The organism is Enterococcus sp. DIV0691 (genome assembly GCF_051711145.1).
GTDB lineage: Bacteria > Bacillota > Bacilli > Lactobacillales > Enterococcaceae > Enterococcus_B > Enterococcus_B hirae.
Genome location: NZ_JBIOLY010000001.1, coordinates 185324 through 209185, shown reverse-complemented (window position 1 = coordinate 209185; position 23862 = coordinate 185324). Strand labels below are relative to the sequence as shown.

Below are 23862 nucleotides of genomic sequence, written 5' to 3'. Positions count from 1 at the left end.
TTCTATCTTCTGCCTTGTCATTCTAACATTTTTACTGTTGCCTTGGCAAAACCCGCACTCGAAAAAAGAAGAAAGAGAAACGAACGAACAAACCGATTTCTTGCAAATGATCGTTTTATTTTTTTATAGATTTGATTGCATCATTGATATGATTGAGTTCAAAACGTTCAATTGTGCCTCCAAATTCCGTAGTGATTAAGTCATTCAATTTCTTTGCATCTATTTCTTTGACAATTGCTAAGACCCCTTCTTGTCCTTCTGGGATACAGTTAGCAATATAATGAAAAACATTTTTAGATTTTTTCTCTGCATGATGCGCTTGCCCAAAACCAATGACATCGCCAATTGCCCAGCCAAAGATCGCCCCTAATGGACCACCGATAAAGCCAATGATAATACCTAAAATACTATCACGCCACTCATTCTTTTCGCCTGAAAGATTCTCAAAATCCATCACTGTGAATCCTCTTTCGTCAAACGCGCGTTGAGCTAACATTACTTGTTGAACCTCAACATCTGGTTTCAAATCATTTCTTTTAAGTTTATTGAACACTTCTAAGCAGTGAACATCTTCCGCCATGTTGATCACTATTAGTGTATTTTCCGGCTCTACTTCGATGTTTGGATCTAGAGCTAGATCTTCCATTTCATAAAAAGAAGAATAATCATTTAAATCACCTGAAGCAATTTTAGCCATCAACATTTCTGACTTATTGAGTTGATCGTCAGATACTTTTTGAAAGTTGCCCATTTGATCCTTGATTTCTTTATATTGATCTTCCGTCAAGACTTTTCCATTTTCAGTATTTCTATAATATTGTGCCATTGTCTTTTCAGCTCCTTCAAATAAATTGGATAAACATGTTCTACTAAAAAAATACATCAATTAAGTGACACTTTTTTATTTATTTTTTTTGTAATTAGAAAATAAATAAATAAAAAAATGCCTGAGTTTCTCACTCAAGCATTTTTTGTTCTTTAACATTTATTTCTTCAAATGATAACTATACGTACTTATCACGATATTTTCTCGCCAAGATAAACGAAGTCTTAATCGTAAACTTGTTTGATTGTGTAAGATATTTTGCCAACGACGGTTTGGTACAAACTGTGGAATCAATACTGTCGTCGTATAGTTTTGTTTTGCGGCATTTTTACTTACCAGATCAACGTAGCGGATAATTGGATTTTCAATGGAACGATAAGAAGAATGGACAACTGAAAAACGGACATCAGGAAAATGTTTCTTAAAGTCTGCTTCAATTTCTTTTTCTTTTGCTATATCTTCATCCAATGACACGTGCATGGCCACCACATAATCCCCGATCGAACGAGCATAATTGATCGCACCGATATTAACACGTGTGACATTTCCTACTAAAACCAGCACGGTATTTCCATCATAGTCATGTAACTTGGCGTCCGTTTCCAGTCTCAGCTGTTCTGCTACCTTTTTGTAGTGATCATGAATGCGATAGAAAATATACATCACAATTGGCATGATGATAAAGAATGGCCAAATATCACCTAAGCGGTAAACGAACAAAATCGCAATGATCGCATAAGAGATAAACGCACCTGTGATATTTGCAATAGATTTTCCTAACCAGTTCTTTCCTTCTTTTTTCCATTTAACGACCATTCCTGTTTGCGATAGCGCAAAAGGAATAAATACACCGATCGAGTATAACGGAATCAAACGTTCCGTTGAACCATGGAAAATAAATAAGAGAATGATCGAACCAAAAGCTAATGTCATGATCCCATTTGAGTACCCTAAACGATCGCCACGATCTTGATACATATGTGGCATGAACTTATCTTTTGCCAAATTGTATGCTAATACTGGGAATGCAGAGAATCCAGTATTGGCAGCAACCGCCAAGATCAAAGCGGTAGCAAATTGTAATACATAATACAATACGCCATGGCCAAAGACAGCTTTCCCAATTTGAGACAATACAGTAACTTCTTTTTCAGGTACGATCCCATACCAATAGTTGATGAACGTGATACCGACAAAGAAGAAGCCTAAGATCAAAGCCATCATTGTTAAAGTTGCTGCTGCATTTTTTGCTCGAGGTTTCTTGAAAAATGGTACGGCATTACTAATTGCTTCAACCCCTGTTAAAGAAGAAGAACCAGAAGAGAATGCTCGCAAAATCAATGCGATCGACACCCCTGGGATTGCAGCTCCAGGTAAGGCTGTTGCATGTAATGGTACGGCACCAGTAATGATATTAAACAGTCCGACCGCAATTAGCAACGTAATCACAATGATGAACGTGTAAACAGGGAATAGCAAGAAAGAAGCCGATTCCCTTAACCCGCGTAAATTCAGCATCATCAAGAGCAATACGATTGCAACTGAGATTGCTACTTGGTGACCATACAATGCGGGGATTGCCGAGGTAATCGCTTCGGCACCAGCTGACACGGAAACAGCTACCGTCAACATATAGTCGATCAACAAGGAACCTCCAGCGATCAACCCGGCATTTTTCCCAAGGTTTTCACTGCTGACGACGTAAGCTCCTCCGCCTTGAGGATACGCGTGAATGATTTGACGGTAAGAGAGAGTTAATGAAATCAATAGAATAATAACAAACGCTGCAATTGGCAGTGAATACCAAATGGCTGCAGTTGACAAGGCAACTAAAACAACCACAATCTGCTCTGTACCGTAAGCAATGGATGATAGGGCATCCGATGACAGCAATGCTAACGCGGCAAAACGAGTTAATTTATGCTCGTCGTTTTCAGCAGATTTCAACGGCTTACCTACTAACAACCTTTTTAAGTAGTCCAATTTTTTTACTCCTTTACACACATATTTACTTCAAAATTATTATTGTCAAAATTAAAAAAAATTTATCTTAAACAAGATGTTATAGTACGCTCCCATAATATAAAAGTCAATAAACTTTCATAAAATTAATTGAAAAAAATTAGAAAAAAAACAGTATTTTTTTCAATCGTACGTTAAATTAGCAAATGCCTTACATTTCAACGACTTTTTTCCTTTTCTGTCAAAAAATGTAACATCTCACTCATCGAGATTTTTCTTTCCTATTCAATAAAAACTTTTACTTTTCGTAGAACTTGAACAACCAGCACTTTCCAAAAAATAAGTAAACGGACTGTGATTTTTTCTAGCAATCATCAATCATTGTGGAATCAGCCATAACAAACTTTACTTTTCTATTTTCAATTTTTTCAATTAAACTCGTTGTTTCTACAAAAAGAAAAAATAGCTCCTCTGATCACCTAAGCTCTGTTAATAAAATAAAGGCCTTGTCAGACGAAAATACATGACTATTTCTGTCTAACAAGGTCTTCTTTTTTCAAACTGGTTATTGCTTTAACTACTAGTGGAAAATATGACTCTGATGTGCTGCTTCTTTGAATTTGACCATTTTTTCTTGGACATAAGGCGCAACAGCCGTTCCAATAACACCAAAGCTAACGAATAGACCAATCATGATCCAAATCGCATTTGCAGCATTTGGCCAATAGATTCCTCCTGCTGATTCTCGTAATAGATTAACCGCATGGGTGAATGGCAAGAATGGATTGATCATTTGGAAGAACTTCCCTGATACTTGGATAGGATAGTTCCCACCTCCACCAGAAATCGATAGCACGAGGATAATGATCGCAAGTCCCTTCCCAACATTATCAAATAGCGCCGCTAAAACATACACGATCATCATAAAGGCTAGCGAGATCAAAACGGCAAAGGATACGCTGTAAACTGGATTATGGACATCTACACCTAATAAAAAGATATTTCCTAAAGTAACGATCAAACTTTGTGCGATAGCCATTGTTAAGAACGTGAGCATTCGAGCAACAAATTGTTCTCGTTTTGTAAAATTGTTTCTTTCTTTTTTACCGAGATAATAATCGGTTGTCGCTACACTTGAGAGTAAGACAGCTCCCACCCACAAGCAAAGTGCTGTATAAAACGGCGTACTTGCCGATCCGTTGTTTGCAATTGGATACATCGTATTGGTTTTTAATTCTACTGGTTGCGTAAAGAAGTCACTCTCTTTCGTTGCATCCAGCTTCAATAATTTGATCACTTCTCCTAGATCAACTTCTTTTTCTCCTTTACGAATAGCATCTGCTGCTTTTTGGATACCTGTCTTGATGTTTGGCCAATCGTTATTGATCAAATCAGCTGCTGCATTTACTGCCGTTTCGACTTGTGGCATTTTTTCATTCGCTGTTGTCATCGTACTTGTGATTTCATTTTTGATCGTTGGCCAGTCATTTTGGATAAAGTTAGCAGCTGTACTCAATTTGTTGGCTAACACTGGCAAATCATTATTATACAGATCGGCCCCTTTATTGATCCCATTGACGATCGTTTCCATATTACCATTCAACATGGTGTTTGCATCATGGATCTCTTGTCCGATCGCTGGCATTTCTTTTTGGTACTTCTCTAATATCGCCACTGCATTGGTCACTGTTGCTTTCGTTGAATTTAACAGCGAATCAAAATCGATTTGGTCAGCCTTGCTTAACGCACCTTGAGCTGTTTCAATCGTACTGATGACTTGATTTAATAGTGAATCAACGGTTGAACTGACTTGGTTCACATCGATTCCAGAAATCAAGTTATTGACATTTTTAGCAGCAGTTTGAATTTGCCCTAAGATATTTCTTACGTTATCGATATTTCCTTCTTGAATGGCTTGTTTCAACGCTGGTAGGCGATTTTGTAAGCCGCTTAAAACTGGTTTGATACTATTTAATGTATCAATTATTTTTTGAAGTTTGGTATTACCCGTTTGATTCTGTAACTGTGTCAAAAAGGTAATCAACTGATCAATCGCTTGTTGCTGTGCTGGTAAACTATTGTAGAGATTATCCAATAATTTGAGTAAGTTTCCCTTCTCTTCTTCCGTCAATTGATTATCTGCAATTGCCTGATCGACACTCGCTGTGAATGAATCAATAGACGTTGCTACCTGACTAATCGATTGTATCGTTGTATTCACACTTGTTGTGATACCTGGTAATGCGTCTTTTAATTGCTCTGCACCTGATTTTGTTTGAGTAGCTAGATCTTTTGCTTGTGTTTCTAATTTCTTCACGTCAGGTAAGATTTCTTGGACTTGTTGAATGATCGACAACCCTTGTTTCGCTTCAGTGATTCCTTGATCCATCGTTTCTTGGATCGATGAAAAATCCTGATCGATCTCAGCAATTTGTCGACCTGCATTTTGGATTTCCGGTATTTTTTGTTGTAAATCTAAAATGATTTTTGCTTGCTCTTGGAGCTGTGGCATTTTATCATTCAGTGCAACCACTTTTTGTCCCATTTCATCGACTTGTGGGAGATAGTCCACAAATTCATTGGCTTTGTTTAACTTTTCTTTAATAGAAGGTAGTTGTTTTTGTAAATCGAGTACTTGTTGCGTATAGCCATCGATCGTATCAAGGTTCTCATCCGTTGAAAGTATCATTGATTTGACCTTATTGATACTTACTAGATTCGAATCAATGTCATAACCGATCTCGTTAAAGACCTTCAATAACGTTGAACTAGCTGTCTTGATAAATTCATCTGTAATCTGTGTTTGGATCGCAGAAGCTCCTTTATCGGTGATCTTAGGAGCAATCGCATTGATTTTCTCATTCACCGTGTATTCGATTTTTGGCTTTCTGATCTCTCCACTCGTAAAACTTAACAAGTCTTCTGAGAAATCCTTCGGTAAGTAGATTCCTGCATAATATTTCCCAGAACGAACCCCTTGTTCCAGTTCTGCTTTTGAGTCAACGAATTGCCATCCGAGTTGTTTATTGTCATGAAGTGATTTGATCACTTCTTTCCCAATTGCGACTTCTTTCCCTCGAAATTCTGCCGGTTGATCTGCACTGTAAACCGCAATAGGCAATTCACCGGTATTTCCGTAAGGATCCCATAACGCTTTGATGTTGAACCACGCATATAATGAAGGGATAATCATAATTGCAATGATCAAAAGTGTAGCAATTGGATTTTTAAAAATTCTTTTCCAGTCAAGTAGATATAATTTTAATGTGTTTTTGATTGACCGCATAAATATCCCCTTCTTCTTTTTTCAGCTGCATTACTTTACCATGTAAATCATGTAATTTTCAATTCCCTTTTTTCAAAAAGCTCGATAATTTAGACATAATAGTCAAACTGTCCGATTGTCTGACCATAGAATTGAAGAAATAGTTAAATTTTACATGTACCACTTTACCATTAAATAAAGCAGAAAGAAATTTTCATGCTAAAAATCAGAAGAAGAAAACGCATCCAGAAAAAGTTTGCTCCTTTTACCAACCCAGCTCTAATCATAAGTTAATACGATTTTACCTGCAGAGGGGTGTCCTTCAAGTTGATGGTGCGCCCAGATTAAACGATCAAGAGTTGCAGCTAATTCTTCTGCTACAAAAATTTGGTAATTTCCTGTTTTATATGCGGCAATTAAATGAGTCAAAGCTTCTTGATCTGAGTATTCTTTTCTAGGAACAAAAGTCTCATAAAACCCATTTTTTTTCTGACGAGATGCAAGGGAAGGCAATTCGTTCAACGCAACATAATGACCTTCTTCTTTCATAATTTTGATAGCCATGTCTCCCGCGATGCTTCCTTTCGTCGCATCGATCACAATATCTGCTTGATTACTGAATACTTCTCCAGGATTTTCTTGATCATAAGAAGAAAAATGAGTAACGCCTAAACTTCGGACTAATTCTTCATTTGTCTTTGATGCACTAGCTAACGTCCGAATCCCTTTTTGATGAAGTAATTGGATCAAACTAGTTCCTACGCCTCCTGAAGCTCCGGTCACCATTACCGTGTCAGTTGGTTGGATCGTTAACAGATGATTAATCACATTGTAAGCAGTGATCCCCGTCGTTACCATTGCAGCTGCTTCTCCCCAACTCATTTCATCTGGTATTTTAGCCACTTTACTTGCTGGTAAGACGATTTCTTCACCGTAAGCACCTGACACAGGATGAACGACTACACGGTCCCCCACAGCAAATGAATCGACGTCACTTGCTACTTCCGTCACGATTCCAGCACCATCATTCCCTAATACGTAAGGGAATGTTAAGGTTCGGACTTCCTTCATCTTTCCTGAACGCAAAGCGACATCATAAGGATTGATACTAAACGCTTTCAATTCCACACGAAGATGATTGGGCGTGACCTCCCTTGGTGTGTCTACTATTTCTTGAAACACCTTTTCAGCTGGCCCATAACCACTAATAGCAAACCTAAGCATCTCTACCCCCTCCTTTTCTTCTAGTTTACGTGTAACACCACTATTTGACAAAAAAACTGTTTTAATCGCATCGGTGGCCTTTCTCTTTCATAGAGAACAAGAGAAGGACTAAACATTTTTAGAAACAAAATAATTGTTTTATTTCTCACACTATGTTAAGGTATCTACACTAAACCGTAATTTTTACGATTTGAAAAATTAAAGAGATTATTGGAGGAAAATATGGCAAAAAAATCAAAAATTGCAAAAGCTAGAAAACAACAAGAAATGATTGCCCGCTATGCTGATTTACGACAAGAGTTAAAAGCGAATAAAGATTATGAAGCCTTACGTCAATTACCTTTAGATGCACGCCCTGAGCGTTTGAAAAACCGTGACTTGATCGATGGACGTCCTCGCGGATATATGCGAAAATTCGGCATGTCTCGTGTGAAATTTCGCGAACTAGCTCATCAAGGACTGATCCCTGGTGTCAAAAAAGCTAGTTGGTAATTAGTATTAGACAGACGAAAGATATTCTGGCAAAATAGCAGTCACTCTCTGAATAAGATAAACTAATCAAACACATATAAAAAAAGCCGTAAGGACTAAAGATAGGAAAACTATTTTTGGTCCTTACGGCTTTTTTATAAGTTGAACAATGCTGACTCAACTTTTTTCTTATCATTATCCAGCATTTTTTATTAAGAGTCAGAAACGACCGTATAGCGATTGACATCATTAACGCTCAGATCCAACGATTTCTCTTATAACCTTTGTTGATTGACATTCAAGATAATTAGCTTGTTCCTTTTATATGTAAAGGCATAATGTGCTTATTTAGCGACAGGGGTCAATGCTTCGATACCTACACTGATTTTAAGTGCATGATCGACTTCTGACATAATTCCTCGATCTAAATGACAAACTTTTTCTTTTAATCTTGATTTATCAATTGTTCTGATCTGTTCAAGTAAAATGACAGAGTCACGTTCGATTCCAGTACCAGTTGCTTTTATTCCAATATGCGTAGGCAATTTAGGTTTGGCCATTTTGGCAGTAATGGCCGCCACAATAATCGTTGGACTAAAATGATTTCCTAAATTATTTTGAATAACTAAGACAGGTCGTGTCCCGCCTTGTTCTGAACCCACGACTGGAGAAAGGTCAGCAAAATAAATGTCTCCTCTTTTTACCATAGGATTCTCCTTACTCTTCATATTCTCTAGGAATGCGCGTTCCTAGTACACAGGCTACCTCATAGTGGATCGTACCTAATTGATCCGCTACTGCTTGCATCGATATCTCTTTTTCCTGATTTTTACCAATCAAAGTAACCTTTGTTCCCAGTGGAACTTCCTGAGGTAAACGGATCATAATTTGATCCATACACACACGTCCGACAATTTCACATAAATTTCCATCCACTAGGACGGAAAAGCCTTGCATGTTTCGTAACCAGCCATCCGCATAGCCAATCGGGATCGTCCCGATCCACTCTGGTTGATCGGTAATATAGGTTTCCCCGTAGCCGATGCCTTCACCTTTAGCCAAACGTTTCACTTGGATCAACTCGGAAACTAACTCTAGTGCGGGTTCCAATGGATACGGTTCTGGCAGTGCATGCCCTGAAGGATTTAACCCATACATTGCTACACCAAAACGAATCATGTTACCAATTTTTTCATCATGCCATAAAGCAGTAGCACTATTACTTACATGAACATACTTAGGTAAAGCAGGCAATGCATCGATTGTCTCTATAAAACGTTGATGTTGCTGTTGCCAATACGTTTCATCCGCTTGATCAGCCGTTGAGAAATGGGTGAAAATCCCTTCCCATTCCAATACAGCACTTTCTTGAATAAATGAAACTGCCTCTACGACTTCTTCAGGTGTCAAAAAACCAATCCGTCCCATGCCGGTATCAACTTTCAAATGAAGTGCTAACGCATGTTTCAGCTTTCTTTCTTGCAGATATTCAACAGCCTGTTCTAACCATTCTTTGTTTCCTACAGTGATCGATAAATCATGGACAACCGCTAAAGTCAATGCGTCAATGGGAATCATATTCAACACTAAAATAGGTTGTGTGAATCCCGCTTCCCGCAATTCAATCCCTTCGTCTAGATTAGACACACAAAATCCAGTAGCACCTCCAGCCAGTGCAGCTTCTGCTGTCTGGACTGCTCCGTGCCCGTAACCATTTGCTTTGACTACAGCAAATAGCTCTTTTCCTTTTGGTAATCTAGCTAATTCTTTTTTGACATTTTCAGTAATAGCTTTTGTATGTATAATGACTCTTGTAGGTCGGTGCCAAGCGACAACCATGATTTTTCCTTCTTTCTAATCTTCTAAAATAATTTGTGCAAACGCTAATTCATCCGTATGCGTGATACTAACAAAACAAGTACCTGAATGAGGTGATTTTGTGACTACAGGTTGTCCTGCATCATTTTTTAAAATTTCAATTTCTTGAAACGTCACCTTACCAATACCAGTTCCCCACGCTTTTGAAAAAGCTTCTTTGCAAGCGTAACGCCCTCCGAGAAATTCTACTTGTCGGTGAAAAGGCAGGATTTGAAATTGCTCGATTTCATTTGGCGTCAACACTCGGTCGATAAAATTTTGTTTTTCTTTGATGATCTTTGCAATCCTTGGTAACTCAACTGCATCAATCCCAATTCCTTTAATCATAGACTCTACTCTTTTCAAAAATTTTAGAACACTCTCATTCTACCAAATTCTCGGTATTTTACCACCAATATGTCCATAAATAACTAAAAAGAAAGCTCCTCTTAAAAAAGAGAAGCTTATCATTTATTATTAATCGTTATTTGTACGGATCACAAATCCACGTTTTTTATCGTTTTGACGCTTACCGCCATCTTTTTGATGGTTATTATTTTTACTGTAGCCACCTTTTGATTTGTTGCCACGGTAGTTGTTATTATCGCGTCGATTACGGTTATTTCCGCCGCCACGTTTGCCATTTTTATTATAGCCTTTTTTCTGCATTGGCAATGGACGTTCTGGAGTGATTTTAACTGGTATTGCATCAGAAGGATCCTTCGCAGTCGTTTTTAGTAACAAAGCTACTAAATCTTGTGCAGAATACTCTTCAAGCAATTTATCTGCTGTTTGCAAATACTTGTCTAAGCCGTTTTCTTCAAGCTTAGCTTCGATTTGTTCCACTGCAGCACCTAGTTGTCCCTTGAATGCTTCTTTTTCAGTTGGCGGACGTAGAGTAGCCATCCGTTTTTTCGTTAAGTTCTCAATAACATGTAGGTAACTCATTTCGTTTGGCGTAACGAATGTCACTGACATCCCGCCTTTACCCGCACGACCTGTACGTCCGATACGGTGAACATAACTTTCTGGATCTTGTGGAATGTCATAGTTGTAGACGTGAGTCACGCCTGAAATATCCAAACCACGTGCAGCTACATCCGTAGCAACTAAAATATCTAAATGACCATTTTTAAATGAACGTAAAACACTCATTCGTTTTTGTTGTGAAAGGTCCCCATGGATTCCTTCTGCACGATAACCGCGAGCTTCTAATCCACGTGCCAATTCATCAACACGTCGTTTTGTACGACCAAAAACAATCGTAAGTTCTGGTGTTTGGACATCGAACAAACGTGTCATGATATCGAATTTTTCGTATTCTTTTGCTCGAACATAATATTGATCGATTAAGTCAGCTGTCATTTCTTTCGCTTTGATCTTCACGTGTGTTGGTGATTTCATGAATTTCACGCCGATATTTTTGATTGCAGGTGGCATTGTTGCTGAGAATAATAATGTTTGGCGTTCTTCAGGTACTTTTGAAATAATACTTTCAATATCTTCCAAAAAGCCCATGTTCAACATTTCATCTGCTTCATCTAGAACTAATGTTTCCACTGTTCCTAATTTCAATGTGTGGCGGTTGATGTGATCCAGCATACGTCCAGGTGTTCCTACGACAATATGTGGACGATCTTTCAATCCACGGATTTGGCGACCGATATCAGCGCCTCCGTAAACAGCTTGTACACGTACTCTTTTATCACGACCAAGACGATAAAGCTCTTCTTGTGTTTGGATCGCTAATTCACGTGTCGGTGCAATGACTAACCCTTGCAATTCGTGGCGATTAGTGTCGATTTTTTCTAACATCGGCAAACCAAAAGCAGCCGTCTTACCAGTCCCTGTTTGTGCTTGTCCAATCACATCTTTTCCAGACAATGCTAAAGGGATTGTTTCTGACTGGATCGGTGTTGCTTCTTCAAAACCAGCACGCTCTACTGATTTCAATAATTCTGGTGATAATTCTAATTCTTTAAATTTCAAATGAATCCTCCTATATGGTTGTTAACTGAGGATGTAGCTTAATTTTTGCTACCCCGTCGATTGTTCGGTCAAAGTGTTTGGTTCTTTTTGACAGTGGCCACGTACGTTTTTACTCATTCTTAGCCCCTGTGGCACCACCGAAAAATCACTTTGCGAAGTTTAGGCATTAGAAAAGCCAAACGGGTCGCGTTCAGCTTTATCATTGTTATGACATCTGGCTCTAGCAATTTACATAAACGAAAGAACCAGTCCAATTTCTCTTCATCTTTCGGCAATAGGTTATTCTAGCATAATTTCTTATTTTCTGCAAGTTTGCAGTTTATTATTTCATTCCTTGCAATTGTTTAACGACATCAATCAATCCCATTCCATTGCTTCCTTTTAAAACGATGCTATCTTCCGGACGTATTTCTTCTTTCACCGTTGCAATGAGTTGTTCTTTATCTGTTTCAAAATATTGTACGTATAAATCTGGATACTTTTCGTTCAACTTTTCATATAATGCTTTCATTTGGGACCCATATAAATAGACTCCCGCAAAATCAGCTGGATCAAGATGTTCAGCCATACTTGCGTGCATCTTCAAAGCATCTGGTCCTAATTCCAGCATGTCCGCAAGTACAGCAAGTCTTCTCCCTTTTGTTGGTAAGTTGGCAAAAGTATCTAAGACCAATCCCATTGCTGTAGGATTCGCATTATAGACATCACTTAGAATCCCCGCACCATTTCCAGCACTTAGCCACTCCGTACGATTTTGCGTCACTGTGACACTTGCTAAACCTAGACGGATGGCTTCCTTTGGCAGACCAAAAAATTGCCCGACAGCATAAGCAATCAACGCATTGGTGACATTATAACTTCCAGGAAGAGGAATCATGAACGATTCATCATTGATGATAAAATGTGTGGCTGTTTTCTCTTCACTCGTTACCTCCGCCTGTAGCTCCCCTGTATTTAATCCAAACGTTTCAATTTTTTGGGTCAAACTTTCAGTCAAAGGTTTCAATAATGGTTCTTCTTCTGGGATAATCAACAGCCCATCTTCTCTCAAACCATCAACAATCTCCATTTTTGCTTGCGCGATTCCTGCTCGTGAGCCAAGGTTTTCAATATGTGCTTCACCAATCATCGTAATAGCCGCTACTTTAGGTCGGGCAATCAAAGAAAGCTCAGTGATCTCTCTGGCATGATCCATCCCCATTTCTAAAACGATTTTTTCGGTATCCATCGGCATGTGCAAAATCGTATAAGGCAATCCAATATTATTGTTGTAATTTCCTTGTGTTTTATAGGTTTTGTACTTTTGAGCTAAAACTGAAGCAGTCAAATCTTTTGTCGTTGTTTTCCCATTACTTCCCGTAATTGCCACCACTTCAGCCCCAACTTTCGCTAGGTAGTACTTCGCCAGATCTTGCATTGCTTTTAGTGGATCATCCACAAGAATCACTCGAATCCCACTAGGTGCTTTGGTAGGTTCCAGACTCCAAAAAGTAGCAACCGCTCCATTATCCATGGCTTGTTGGATAAATTCGTGTCCATCTCTTGCTCCTTTTAGCGGCACGAACAACCCACCTTTTTCAATCTTGCGACTATCGAACTCCACACCTGTGATTTCCGTTAAATCATTCATTACGCTTCCTACAGCTTGAGCGATTTCTTGTACTGTTAGTTTCATAAAAAACCCGCCTTTTCGCATTTAGAAGCCGGAACAAATGTGAATGACATTCGCTCCAGCTTCTATTTTTAATTGTCTATTCGTTTGCTTCAAAAAAACCTTGTCGTTGATTAAAACGATTGATTCCTAATTGAATCAATTCTTCGATCAAATCGCCATACTTCAAGCCCATGTTTTCCCACAATAATGGATACATGCTAAATTGCGTGAATCCAGGCATTGTATTTAACTCATTTAGGAATAGTTCATTTTTATTCGTCAAGAAGAAATCACAACGGCTCAAGCCACTCCCACCTAGCATTGTATACGCAATTTTTGCATATTCCTGCGCTTTTTGATAGACCTCTTCCGGTACTTCAGCTGGGATTTGCATTTCAATCTTATTGTTGATGTATTTCGCATCATAATCATAGAATGCAACATCTTTGACTACTTCACCAGGTAATGTGGTACGCACGTCTTCATTCCCTAAAACAGCTACTTCAATTTCACGTGCTTCGATCCCTTGCTCAACGATCGCACGAGAATCATATTGATAAGCTAATGCAAGCGCATTTTGCAGCTCTTCACGGTTCTCCGCTTTAGAGATCCCTACACTTGAACCCATATTTGCTGGTTTGACAAACATTGGGTAAAGCAAAGACCCTTCACATTGATCAAAGATTTTTTTAGGATTTTCTTTCCATTGATTTTTCAAAACAGGGACATAAGGAACTTGTGGCACCCCTGCCGCTTGCAAAATGTATTTGGTCATGATCTTATCCATTGCACAAGCACTTGTTAAAACGCCAGCGCCGACATATGGCAAGTTCAATGTTTCCAAAAATCCTTGAATCGTTCCATCTTCACCATTAGGTCCGTGTAAGACAGGGAAAACAATCGTTCCTTCTTCTTTGATTTCTCCAGGATTGATCACTCTTCCCGTAAAGCCATCTGTCACTTTTCCGCTTGGGTCCCATGTCAAATGTAAGTCTTCTTTGCTCGCTGGTTTCTCTGTTAACAAAGGGCCTTTCACCCATTGACCTTCTTTGCTGATAAATATCAGTTGAACTTGATAGTACGTATAATAAATAGCATTTAAGACTGAAAACGCTGAAAGAACTGAAACATCATGTTCTGCACTGCGTCCACCATATAGTAAAGTAATCTTCAAAAGATTGTCCTCCCGTATCCAATATCTTTCACTTTTACTTCATATTTTAGCACAAAATCAAAAGAATCAAACAGCTTATTTTTCAAAAAGTCGATAAACTTATTTGTTAAATCAAGAAAAAAGGCACGGCATCGCTGCCTGCGCCTCTTTTTCGATTGTTGTTTTTCATCTATTCCATCTTTCGTTCATCAGGGACAATCCCTTGATTTAACAACCATTTATGGAAGAACCATTCTCCTATGCCAATTAATAAAGCAGGAATCAAAACTTTCATCCAGATGTTCGTCATATCATTCATAAAATAAAGATATACCCACAAAATGACTGCGGAAGAACCGGCATCTGCGATCGTCGCCGCAATATTCCCCACCTTTCGCAAAATGAGTAAATCACCTAATACATAAATCATCACAACGATAATGACCCCAACAATTGTCGAATCCATGAAGCTAACTCCGTATAATCCTGTTAATACGATCCATAAAATCGCCCAAATCATGATTGCTTTTACAATTAATGCTTTTACATGTTTCATTTTCCACTCTCTCCTCTCAGATTAGAAAAAAATTAGATAATAAAATATCTTTAATTATTTTATCATTTTAAAGACAATACAAGCAAAGATATCGTACTAATTGAGGGGAATACAAAACTATTGTCGCTACTCATTATTTGAAGATAACTTGACTTGTTCAAGTGCTTGAATTAATGCCTGTCTAAAGTTTTGATGATCTTGAGGGGTAAAAGGTTTAGGTCCTCTAGTCCGCAGACCTGCTTTGCGCAACCTTCCACTTTGGTAACGTTGTTCTAACAAGGAGTCAATCGTTGTTGCACTAAATTCTTTACCCGTTTGATGAAACACTCGTACCCTCTTTGGTAAAACTAAAGAAGCTAACCCATAATCTTGTGTGATTAGAATATCTCCTTTGCGAATCAAGCCCACAATGCGGTAATCTGCGCTATCTGCGCCTTGATCAACGTACACAAAATGAACATACGCTGGATATTCTTTATGGGTGTAATGAGCCACGCTCGTCACGATCATGACTTCCACTTGATACAAACCAGCAATTTCAATTACATCTTCCTTAACCGGCGAACCATCTCCATCAATCAGTATTCGCATGATGCCGCACCTCTCGTTTCCATAATAGATAAACACCCAGCACACCAAGGAGTAACCAGCTGATGTTCCCCCACTTAGCGTATTCCATTAATTGCACACTGATCGTAGGAACTCTTAACTTGTCAGTCAACTGTAACAGCACTGCAACAGGTAGTTCTAGCCAACGGGTAAGAACTAATAATAGCCCCATCAAGAGAAACTGATGGACCACACTCCCTTTGTTTTGTGTCGTAAATTTAATGATGACTCGTTGATCCATGGGAATATCCGTATCAGTGTCATAACACACACGATTTAACCAACCGCTGATCACAGCATGACAAAAACTTAAGAAAAACAATCCAATCACAAACGCAGTCGGGATCAATAAAATCAATAAAGAGAGAGATAGTCCGATCAACTGGACGATCACCGGAGGATAGGGGAAACTACGTAAGATACGATTACCAATCAGCTTAGCGACGACCATTCCAGCAATATAAGGTAGATACATATAAGTGGCTAAATGATCAAATCCATACAAAACTCCTACATAAAATGTACTAAACAAAAAGAGAAAGTTCCCCACCATTCCACTCAAAAAATTCATGAGATTGAGCCAACTTGGAAACTGCCAATTTTTTTTGCCTCGCCCTAAATAAAAAGCGGCTAAAACAAATAAAAAGAGAAAAACATAAATTGTAAGATCAAACAGTTCTGGCTCAACGAGCAAGCGTGCATTTCGAAGCAAAAACAATAAGACAAAAAACACAAGAAACAGCACAAATTCTTTCGTGACAAAAATCGTTGTTTTCATCTCTTTAAAATCCAATTCATACCTAGGATAATGGCTGATGGTGTGATAAGCCATGATATAAAACAATGTATACAGCCCTAACGTCACAACGATTTGGGTCGTACCTGACAACTCGATCGAGCGAAAAAGCAAAACCAATAATAGTAGCGCAAAGATATATTTTTTGCCTGTCATATTCGTAAAACCCTGTCGCTTTTCATGGTAATTAACAGTCACATTTGCTGGAAGTAGCCAAGCTGCACTAAATCCCAATAAAATACTAGACAAATAAAACAAGGGGAAATAGAGCACACCAAAGATCCCTAATAACGAACCCGCCCCTCCCATCAAAAGAGCAATCATCAGTAATGTATAACTATCTAGACCTAAACGAATACTGCGGATCAAAAACAATCCCGTCATACGGAAAGTATAAAATAAGGTAAACGGTAAAATCGAAGCCCAGTTAGCCCCATCGCTCAAATTCAGAAATAAAAGATAAGGAATAAATATAACCGTATTAGCTAAAATAAAAGGTGTTGATTGCGTAAAATTACGACCAAATTGTTTGATTTTCTCGAACATAAAAAAACTCCTTAGCGAGTAATTACAAAACTTATTTTTCATTCATTCTAGCATTAATCATAAGTAGAAACCAATTTTAGCCGATACTCTCAACTAAGAATTTCGACTTATAACGAGCGATAACCTATTGCGACACGTCTTCTTGTCAGTAATAGTAACACTCAAGCCAAAACAAACCACGAAAGATTGCCCATAAAAAATAGGACATTACCCAGAATCTCTTCTGACTAATGTCCTATCTTACTGGTACTTGAGTTTTTGTGAACTCAAGCAGACAAGCCCTTCTCCACAAAAGTCTTGCCCGACACCCTTGCATTCCGGCAAGTGATCACATCATGATCTTGTGTCTCCAAAATCAATTAGGCGCATCTGTAAACCAGAGGCCTTCTCGACCCGTCGCATGTCGTTACTTTAACACATATCCCAAAGTTATGCGAGTCTTTTTTTCATTTGATAATCGACCATTTGAAATCCTTGACCAATATCCGAGATCAGTTCACCAGCCATTTCAAAACCTTGATGAAGGTAAACGGCGATGGCTTGAGCATTGCCTTGATTGACACGTAGAAAAATCTCTTTGATTCCTTGTTCTCTAGCGATAGTTTCGTACCACTGAAAAAGAGCCGACGTCAATCCCTTCCCTCTGAATTGATTCATTAAGTATAACTTACTCAAATATATTTTGGATGCTATTACCTCATAGGCGGTATATCCGACCGTTTGCCCTTGCTCTTTTAAGAGAAAATACTGCACACCTTCCGCCACTTCTTTTTCAATCTGTTGTTTTGATTGATAGGTAGCCAACATATAGTCCACTTGTGCTTGCCCAATGATCGGAACAAATGCTTCTGGCCAAACTTCCTTGATCACTGATACCAACTCGTCAATTTCAGTTGAGGTTACCTTGACTTTTTCTAACATTCTTTTTCTTTCCTCTCTTACTGCTAAAAATTTCCTTGTGCTTTCTGGAACAGATACAACATAATCAAACTATACGCACCGACAGACCAAGGTTTCAATAATAGGACAATTTGGATATATTCCTTAAAAGATATTTTAGTTAACCCTGCGACCAGACAAACCAAGTCATCAGGCGCAAAAGGAATCAACATGGTCAAACACAGTACTTTTTTGATATCCTTCGTTTTCTGTGTCAGTAATTGGTCGAATTTTTGGTACTTTTTGGGCGATAAAATAAGTTGTACAAAACTAACGCCATAATAACGAACCAATAAAAAACCAATGGCTTCACCGATAATCAATCCAATACAGCTATAAAGTAATCCCCAGCCATTCCCAAACATCAACAAGCCTGCCACTGAAGAAATTCCTCCAGGTAGTATTGGGATAATCACTTGAATGATCTGCAGGAGAATAAAAATCACTACTGCATACTCCCCAAATTGTTGGATAAAGCGTTGCAAAGAAGTGGTTGATCGAAAGATCCCATGTTGATAAGCATAAATGATTAACACCAAAAAGAACAATAAGCCAATAATCGGGATTATTCGGATATATTTATGTAAATGATTGTGATTGTTCATTTTCAGTCTCTCCACCTTTTAGCGCTACTTTTCATTAAGAATCGTTGCAAAAGTAAACGTTTCACTTGATAAATAAGTCGAAGAATCGAAAATAGCTTCTCCTATTTTCATGATTCTTCGACTTATCCTATTGGTTTCTTTGTTTTATTTATGATCCAAAAAACTAGCAACTTTCGTCGTAATCAAATCGATCGCTACGTGATTTTCGCCACCTTCTGGCACGATGATATCGGCGTAACGCTTAGTTGGTTCGATGAATTGATGATACATCGGTTTAACCACAGTCAAATATTGTTCGATCACGGAATCCAACGTTCTGCCACGTTCTTCCATATCTCGTTTGATTCTGCGGATGATACGGATATCATCGTCTGTATCTACGTATACTTTGATATCCATCAAGTCACGTAGATTTTCATCTTCTAGAATCAAAATGCCTTCTAATATAATTACTTCTTTAGGCTCTTGGATGATTGTTGCTTGACTTCTTGTATGTGCAACATAATCATAAACTGGTTTTTCAATGGCGTTATAGTTCAGTAGTTCTTTCACGTGCTGAATCAGCAGATCATTATCAAAGGCAAAGGGATGATCATAATTCGTATTCAATCGTTCTTCAAAGCTCAAATGGCTTTGATCTTTATAATAAGAATCTTGTTCAAGCATCATGATGGAATGGTCTGGGAAATTATTGAAAATGGCACGACTTACGCTTGTTTTACCGCTTCCTGATCCACCCGTCACACCAATGATAATTGGCTTGCTTTTTGTCATTGACTAAAACCTCTTTCATATCCGTTTTTACATTCTTATCTATTATAGCGAAAATACACGAAAATGCTATATTTTTCTGAAAATTAATGCTTCTCGATTTCCAAAAGAGGATAAAGTTCTGCTAACGAATCAATACGATAAGTCGGTACGATTTCTGGAATTTCCGGCAACCGATTTTTGTTAAACCAAATCGTATCAATTCCTGCCAAGTTCCCTCCTTTAATATCTGAGGTCAATGAATCGCCAATAATAACTGTTTTTTCTTTTTCAAATTGAGGAATCTGTGAAAAGACATGATCAAAAAATTCTTTCATTGGTTTTTGGGCGCCCACATCTTCTGAAACAAAAATTTTTTTGAAATAGCCCAACATTTTCGCATCAGTCAAACGTTGATATTGCGTTTTCGATACCCCGTTTGTCACAATATAAAGATCCGCTTGTGAAGATAACGTCTGAAGCAGTTCATGACTTCCCTCAATCAAATCATGCCCCTGATTCAAGTAATGTCTGTATCTTTTCTCCATAGCTAAACTATCAACTGTTTTACCAAATTGTTGAAATAGTAGTCCAAAACGACTCCCGGTAACCTCTTCTCTCGTCATATTCCCTTTTTCAAATTCACGCCATAAGTGATGATTTAATGCCTTATAACTTGTTCTCACTTCTGGTGTCAATTCAATTCCTTGCTCTGCAAATAATTCATTTAATGCTTTTGCTTCTGTCATCTGAAAATCAAGTAACGTATCGTCTACATCGAATAATAAAGTATGATAATTCATTTTTTTCTCTCCTATTTAAAATATATTTTCAATTGCTTTAATTCGGTTAATGTCAGTGAACGATAGGCACCTTCAGCAAGTTGCTCATCTAACTGCAAAGGTCCCATCATTAGTCGCTTTAGCTTTGTCACTTTTTTACCACGTGCAAGGAACATCTTTTTTACCTGATGAAATTTTCCTTCTTGTATCGTTACTCGTACTCGACTGCTGTTTTTGGATGTTTCCATGATTGTTAATTGTGCAGGTAAACAACGATAGCCACCCTCAAAAACAATTCCTGCTTGAAAAGCTTCGATATCTGAAGCTGTCACTTGTTCATTGATCTGCGCCTCATAAGTTTTGAAGACTTTTTTATCAGGCAGCAACATTTCATATCCTAACTGACCATTCGATGTCAGTAATAGTAGTCCTGTGGTATCACGATCCAAGCGTCCGACGGGATAGAGCGGCTTCGTTCGATCCGCTGAAGCAATCAAGTCTAACACGGTCATTTTTGTTCGGTCTTTAACTGCAGTCACAGCACCACTCGGTTTATTCAATAAGTAATAGACTTCGTTTGTCGTTAAACGCTTACCTGAGATTTCGATCTCATGGATCAAACTATCCACATTTCGGTTTTGGCAAAATTCGACACAACCATCAATTTTAACTTGTTTTGATGCAAATAAACGCTTCATCTCTTTTCGAGTCGTTTGTAAAGTTTCTTCAATTAATTTATCTAAACGCATGGTGCTTTCCTTTCTTAGCCTAACAAGCATTATAACCCGAAAGAGAGTAGATGCAAATAAGAAAGCCATTGTTATTCCTTGACTTAAATTCAGATTCGCGCTACGGTTAAAGAGTAAAGTGAATTGGATTTCTCATACACAGCGTAATGACCTGGTGGAGAAAAGTTGAATCCTGACTTTCTAAAGGTAGATGCGCGCATCTACCTTTTTGCGTTTTTTAAGCGCCCTAGCCAATAATGTGCACGAGAATAGCCGTCGAAAGTTCACTTAAATAAAATCTGTTGGTCTACGTTGCCGACAGTCACATTTTAAGGAGGAATTTTGGTTATGTCAGTATCATTAGAAGTAAGTAAGAGAGAAGTACGTCCCCGTTCATTGAGAAATAAATTGCGTCATGAAGGTAAAGTTCCAGCTATTGTTTATGGGTACAATGTTGAAAGTACTCCGATTGCTATTGATGGACAAATATTCAGTAAATTATTACGTGAAAATGGCGCAAATACAGTAATCACAATGACGATTGATGGAAAAAAAGTCAACACGTTGGTTCATAAAGTCCAAACGAATACCTTTACCAACCATTTTGAACATGTGGAATTTCTATCTGTGAACATGTCAGAAGAAACTGAAGTCGAAACTGAAATCGTTCTTGTTGGCGAAGCTGCAGGTGTAAAAGCTGGTGGTGTCTTAGCACAAAACCTTTACACTGTGATCGTCTCTGCTACACCAAGCAACTTACCAGAACGTATCGAAGTTGATGTAACAAACCTAAATCTAGGCGATGCAATCACAGTAGCCGATCTACCTGAAAACAACGATTATAAAGTCGTTTCTGATGGTGAAGAACAAATTGCTGCAGTAGCAGCTCCAACTGAGGAAGCTGAAACTACTGATGAAGAAAGCGAACCAGAAGTTATTGGTTCAACGGAAGAATAACAAGTGACTTGTTCGTGTCAAAAGCGTTGGTAACCTTCGCTTTTGGCACGTTTTTTTCTCTCCTTAAAAAAAACTTATACTTTGAAAAAAAGTACACGATTTTTGTTGCATTTTTAAAAAAAGTCTATTAGAATGAACCATCGTTACAGTAAATCGTTTATCCTAAATGAAGAAATAAAACATGTCTATTCGATAAAACGAAGGAGGTTAAACAGATGTTTGAAAGTTTTGACAGTAGTCGTAACCGGTATGCCTCTGTAGGTGTTGTATCAAGTTTACCAGATGAACTGATTGATAGTATCTGGTTTATTATTGACCTAGACCTTAAGGGAGTCATCCCCTTAGATAATATGTTAGCCTTTGATTTAATCGACAATAATGGAAAAGTAACTATGCATTTTTCGCAAGCTGGTAGTGATGTTGAGATGGGAATCGATTTACCGTTTCACTATTCATCAAGTTTTCCAAGCCAAGTATATGCTTATGATGATGGTACTAGAGAAACCATTCTTTTACCCAGCGAGATAAGACAGTATTAAGGTTCACAACCATTCGTTGTCCCTTTTGATTTGTACGCCCAGGCCAAGTAGTTGATCCTTTGAATTTATTCTTTGAGTTTCATTCTTTGAATTTATTCAGCGATTCAATTCTTGGCTTGTTTTATAATGCACATCATTGAAAATATCTTTGAAAATGAATCTGCAATACATTGAAAGTTATCAAAATTATTTCATTTTTACCTAGTAATCTCAGGATAAACACTATATACTACTAACTAAATTTTATAGACAATAAGGAGTTTAAAAAATGCGCGATTTAACAAAAGGAAGTCCAGCTAAACTAATCTTAATGTTCACCGTTCCTTTACTTATTGGTAATGTCTTTCAGCAATTTTACAACATGGTCGACATGATCATCGTTGGTCAAACATTAGGGAAAAATGCGCTGGCTGCTGTTGGTGCAACCGGAAGTTTGACCTTTTTAATCCTTGGCTTCGCTCAAGGTCTTACTGCTGGATTAGCGATCATTACAGCTCAGCGTTATGGTGCAAAAGATTATCGTGGTCTTAAGAAAAGTTTTGCTGCAAGTGTTGTTATCAGTTTGGTTGTCACTATTGCATTAACCGTCCTTAGTTTAGTATTTATTCGCCCGATGCTGCAATTGATGCAAACGCCCGTTGAGATTATTGACCAAGCACAAACGTTCATTTCAATCATCTTACTAGGGATTTTCGCATCTATGAGTTTTAACTTGCTTTCAAATGTTATTCGCGCGCTTGGAGATAGCCGGACACCACTTTTCTTTTTGATTATTGCAGTGGTTGTCAACGTTGTGCTTGATTTGATTTTCATCATTTCTTTTGGAATGGGTGTCGAAGGCGCAGCAATTGCAACGGTTATTGCCCAAGTTTGCTCAAGCCTACTATGTTTAGTTTATATCAAGAAAAAAATTCCTTTGTTGCAATTACGTAAAAAAGATTTTCACTTTGATAAAGAAGAGATTCGTGTTCATTTAAACGCTGCTCTTCCAATGGCTTTTCAATCATCCATCATCGCCATTGGCGCCATCGTCCTTCAAGCTGCGTTGAACAGTTTAGGAACAGATGTCGTAGCCGCTCAAGCAGCAGCCAGCAGAATTGACCAATTTGCTAACCAACCAATGATGTCCTTTGGGATTGCTATTGCAACATTTACTGCTCAAAATTATGGTGCAAAAGAATATGGTCGAATTTTAAAAGGTGTTAAGCAAACACTTATGATGAGTATTGGCTTTAGTGTTGTTGCAGGTGCGATCGTGATTTTCTTCGGTCATTCACTTATGCAGTTGTTTGTTTCACCGACAGAGACTCGTGTCTTTGAATTAGCTCAAACTTACTTCAATATCAATGGTTCCTTATATTGGATCTTAGCGATTTTATTTATCTTACGTTACACACTACAAGGACTTGGTCAAAGTAAGATTCCAACACTCGCAGGAATGATGGAATTAGTCATGCGTTCATTTGCAGCAATCATTTTAACTGGTTTACTTGGTTATACGGGTGCTGCAGCTGCTTCACCACTTGCTTGGGCAGGATCTGTCGCTGTTCTACTATACTCTTACTTGCGTTCAATGAAACAACTTAAATCTTTCGAGAATGAACAACAATACGCTATGGATGATCCTGAAATCCAGTACAATAGTATCCAATAA

22 protein-coding genes are annotated in these 23862 nt (G+C 38.1%); 4 read left to right on the top strand and 18 right to left on the bottom strand.

Annotated elements, in window-relative coordinates:
• Positions 1 to 115 precede the first annotated feature (115 nt).
• The 4 genes from IGJ11_RS01025 to IGJ11_RS01010 form a co-directional block, all read right to left on the bottom strand.
• A complete protein-coding gene (locus IGJ11_RS01025; RefSeq protein WP_207431826.1) occupies positions 116 to 826 on the bottom strand; it encodes a hypothetical protein in 711 nt (236 codons plus the stop codon).
• Between the two features lie 159 nt (positions 827 to 985).
• The gene (locus tag IGJ11_RS01020; RefSeq protein ID WP_010720326.1) at positions 986 to 2809 is read right to left on the bottom strand and encodes an amino acid permease; all 1824 of its coding nucleotides are present in this window, start codon (positions 2807 to 2809) and stop codon (positions 986 to 988) included.
• A 559-nt stretch (positions 2810 to 3368) separates the two neighbouring features.
• Entirely contained in the window at positions 3369 to 6074 is a 2706-nt protein-coding gene (locus IGJ11_RS01015) for a YhgE/Pip domain-containing protein (protein WP_034866037.1), read from the bottom strand.
• A 258-nt stretch (positions 6075 to 6332) separates the two neighbouring features.
• Positions 6333 to 7277 carry an NADP-dependent oxidoreductase gene (locus IGJ11_RS01010; RefSeq protein ID WP_207431824.1) on the bottom strand — a complete coding sequence of 315 codons (945 nt, stop codon included), beginning with the start codon at positions 7275 to 7277 and terminating at the stop codon, positions 6333 to 6335.
• A gap of 222 nt (positions 7278 to 7499) precedes the next feature.
• Here IGJ11_RS01010 and rpsN point away from each other — a divergent pair, with 222 nt between their 5' ends.
• Positions 7500 to 7769, top strand: a complete 270-nt coding sequence (gene rpsN, locus IGJ11_RS01005; RefSeq protein ID WP_010736862.1) for a 30S ribosomal protein S14 — start codon at positions 7500 to 7502, stop codon at positions 7767 to 7769.
• A gap of 323 nt (positions 7770 to 8092) precedes the next feature.
• On the opposite strand, the gene IGJ11_RS01000 is transcribed toward rpsN, so the two are convergent.
• The 14 genes from IGJ11_RS01000 to IGJ11_RS00935 all read right to left on the bottom strand — a co-directional run bounded on the left by IGJ11_RS01000 (position 8093) and on the right by IGJ11_RS00935 (position 20733).
• Entirely contained in the window at positions 8093 to 8455 is a 363-nt protein-coding gene (locus IGJ11_RS01000) for a type II toxin-antitoxin system PemK/MazF family toxin (protein ID WP_010720330.1), read from the bottom strand.
• 10 nt (positions 8456 to 8465) lie between these two features.
• Positions 8466 to 9587 carry an alanine racemase gene (gene alr / locus IGJ11_RS00995; RefSeq protein WP_010720331.1) on the bottom strand — a complete coding sequence of 374 codons (1122 nt, stop codon included), beginning with the start codon at positions 9585 to 9587 and terminating at the stop codon, positions 8466 to 8468.
• A 15-nt stretch (positions 9588 to 9602) separates the two neighbouring features.
• Positions 9603 to 9953 carry a holo-ACP synthase gene (acpS, locus tag IGJ11_RS00990; protein ID WP_010720332.1) on the bottom strand — a complete coding sequence of 117 codons (351 nt, stop codon included), beginning with the start codon at positions 9951 to 9953 and terminating at the stop codon, positions 9603 to 9605.
• Positions 9954 to 10082: 129 nt separating this feature from the next.
• Positions 10083 to 11594, bottom strand: a complete 1512-nt coding sequence (cshA, locus tag IGJ11_RS00985; RefSeq protein ID WP_010720333.1) for a degradosome RNA helicase CshA — start codon at positions 11592 to 11594, stop codon at positions 10083 to 10085.
• A 322-nt stretch (positions 11595 to 11916) separates the two neighbouring features.
• Positions 11917 to 13269: a UDP-N-acetylmuramoyl-tripeptide--D-alanyl-D-alanine ligase gene (locus tag IGJ11_RS00980; RefSeq protein ID WP_063626441.1), complete on the bottom strand. Its 1353-nt coding sequence runs from the start codon at positions 13267 to 13269 to the stop codon at positions 11917 to 11919.
• Positions 13270 to 13345: 76 nt separating this feature from the next.
• Positions 13346 to 14422 carry a D-alanine--D-alanine ligase gene (locus tag IGJ11_RS00975; protein WP_010720335.1) on the bottom strand — a complete coding sequence of 359 codons (1077 nt, stop codon included), beginning with the start codon at positions 14420 to 14422 and terminating at the stop codon, positions 13346 to 13348.
• Positions 14423 to 14591: 169 nt separating this feature from the next.
• Entirely contained in the window at positions 14592 to 14957 is a 366-nt protein-coding gene (locus IGJ11_RS00970; protein WP_034698720.1) for a DUF2512 family protein, read from the bottom strand.
• A 126-nt stretch (positions 14958 to 15083) separates the two neighbouring features.
• Entirely contained in the window at positions 15084 to 15548 is a 465-nt protein-coding gene (locus IGJ11_RS00965; RefSeq protein WP_063627683.1) for a YaiI/YqxD family protein, read from the bottom strand.
• Positions 15532 to 16908 (bottom strand): hypothetical protein, encoded by a 1377-nt coding sequence (locus IGJ11_RS00960; protein ID WP_207431823.1) that lies wholly within the window; start codon positions 16906 to 16908, stop codon positions 15532 to 15534. The genes IGJ11_RS00965 and IGJ11_RS00960 overlap by 17 nt, the downstream gene beginning before the upstream one ends.
• Before the next feature lie 429 nt (positions 16909 to 17337).
• The gene (locus IGJ11_RS00955; protein WP_010736856.1) at positions 17338 to 17829 is read right to left on the bottom strand and encodes a GNAT family N-acetyltransferase; all 492 of its coding nucleotides are present in this window, start codon (positions 17827 to 17829) and stop codon (positions 17338 to 17340) included.
• A gap of 23 nt (positions 17830 to 17852) precedes the next feature.
• Positions 17853 to 18452, bottom strand: a complete 600-nt coding sequence (locus IGJ11_RS00950; protein ID WP_010736855.1) for a TVP38/TMEM64 family protein — start codon at positions 18450 to 18452, stop codon at positions 17853 to 17855.
• A gap of 144 nt (positions 18453 to 18596) precedes the next feature.
• The gene (gene udk / locus IGJ11_RS00945) at positions 18597 to 19226 is read right to left on the bottom strand and encodes a uridine kinase (protein WP_010720341.1); all 630 of its coding nucleotides are present in this window, start codon (positions 19224 to 19226) and stop codon (positions 18597 to 18599) included.
• Between the two features lie 83 nt (positions 19227 to 19309).
• Complete coding sequence (locus IGJ11_RS00940) at positions 19310 to 20005, bottom strand: YjjG family noncanonical pyrimidine nucleotidase (protein WP_063626439.1); 696 nt, start codon at positions 20003 to 20005, stop codon at positions 19310 to 19312.
• Positions 20006 to 20016: 11 nt separating this feature from the next.
• Positions 20017 to 20733 carry a 16S rRNA pseudouridine(516) synthase gene (locus IGJ11_RS00935; RefSeq protein WP_063626438.1) on the bottom strand — a complete coding sequence of 239 codons (717 nt, stop codon included), beginning with the start codon at positions 20731 to 20733 and terminating at the stop codon, positions 20017 to 20019.
• A gap of 327 nt (positions 20734 to 21060) precedes the next feature.
• On the opposite strand from IGJ11_RS00935, the gene IGJ11_RS00930 reads away from it, so the two are divergent.
• The 3 genes from IGJ11_RS00930 to IGJ11_RS00920 all read left to right on the top strand — a co-directional run bounded on the left by IGJ11_RS00930 (position 21061) and on the right by IGJ11_RS00920 (position 23862).
• Complete coding sequence (locus IGJ11_RS00930) at positions 21061 to 21669, top strand: 50S ribosomal protein L25/general stress protein Ctc (RefSeq protein WP_010736853.1); 609 nt, start codon at positions 21061 to 21063, stop codon at positions 21667 to 21669.
• A 215-nt stretch (positions 21670 to 21884) separates the two neighbouring features.
• Positions 21885 to 22208, top strand: a complete 324-nt coding sequence (locus IGJ11_RS00925; protein ID WP_010720345.1) for a DUF960 domain-containing protein — start codon at positions 21885 to 21887, stop codon at positions 22206 to 22208.
• Between the two features lie 268 nt (positions 22209 to 22476).
• Entirely contained in the window at positions 22477 to 23862 is a 1386-nt protein-coding gene (locus IGJ11_RS00920) for an MATE family efflux transporter (RefSeq protein ID WP_063626437.1), read from the top strand.

Bases quoted from the DNA above. Each gene is read 5' to 3' on its own strand.
- IGJ11_RS01025 (WP_207431826.1), bottom strand. From the start codon at position 826: ATGGCACAATATTATAGAAATACTGAAAATGGAAAAGTCTTGACGGAA.
- IGJ11_RS01015 (WP_034866037.1), bottom strand. From the start codon at position 6,074: ATGCGGTCAATCAAAAACACATTAAAATTATATCTACTTGACTGGAAA.
- IGJ11_RS01010 (WP_207431824.1), bottom strand. From the start codon at position 7,277: ATGCTTAGGTTTGCTATTAGTGGTTATGGGCCAGCTGAAAAGGTGTTT.
- rpsN (WP_010736862.1), top strand. From the start codon at position 7,500: ATGGCAAAAAAATCAAAAATTGCAAAAGCTAGAAAACAACAAGAAATG.
- IGJ11_RS01000 (WP_010720330.1), bottom strand. From the start codon at position 8,455: ATGGTAAAAAGAGGAGACATTTATTTTGCTGACCTTTCTCCAGTCGTG.
- alr (WP_010720331.1), bottom strand. From the start codon at position 9,587: ATGGTTGTCGCTTGGCACCGACCTACAAGAGTCATTATACATACAAAA.
- acpS (WP_010720332.1), bottom strand. From the start codon at position 9,953: ATGATTAAAGGAATTGGGATTGATGCAGTTGAGTTACCAAGGATTGCA.
- IGJ11_RS00980 (WP_063626441.1), bottom strand. From the start codon at position 13,269: ATGAAACTAACAGTACAAGAAATCGCTCAAGCTGTAGGAAGCGTAATG.
- IGJ11_RS00970 (WP_034698720.1), bottom strand. From the start codon at position 14,957: ATGAAACATGTAAAAGCATTAATTGTAAAAGCAATCATGATTTGGGCG.
- IGJ11_RS00965 (WP_063627683.1), bottom strand. From the start codon at position 15,548: ATGCGAATACTGATTGATGGAGATGGTTCGCCGGTTAAGGAAGATGTA.
- IGJ11_RS00960 (WP_207431823.1), bottom strand. From the start codon at position 16,908: ATGTTCGAGAAAATCAAACAATTTGGTCGTAATTTTACGCAATCAACA.
- IGJ11_RS00955 (WP_010736856.1), bottom strand. From the start codon at position 17,829: ATGTTAGAAAAAGTCAAGGTAACCTCAACTGAAATTGACGAGTTGGTA.
- IGJ11_RS00950 (WP_010736855.1), bottom strand. From the start codon at position 18,452: ATGAACAATCACAATCATTTACATAAATATATCCGAATAATCCCGATT.
- udk (WP_010720341.1), bottom strand. From the start codon at position 19,226: ATGACAAAAAGCAAGCCAATTATCATTGGTGTGACGGGTGGATCAGGA.
- IGJ11_RS00940 (WP_063626439.1), bottom strand. From the start codon at position 20,005: ATGAATTATCATACTTTATTATTCGATGTAGACGATACGTTACTTGAT.
- IGJ11_RS00935 (WP_063626438.1), bottom strand. From the start codon at position 20,733: ATGCGTTTAGATAAATTAATTGAAGAAACTTTACAAACGACTCGAAAA.
- IGJ11_RS00930 (WP_010736853.1), top strand. From the start codon at position 21,061: ATGTCAGTATCATTAGAAGTAAGTAAGAGAGAAGTACGTCCCCGTTCA.
- IGJ11_RS00925 (WP_010720345.1), top strand. From the start codon at position 21,885: ATGTTTGAAAGTTTTGACAGTAGTCGTAACCGGTATGCCTCTGTAGGT.
- IGJ11_RS00920 (WP_063626437.1), top strand. From the start codon at position 22,477: ATGCGCGATTTAACAAAAGGAAGTCCAGCTAAACTAATCTTAATGTTC.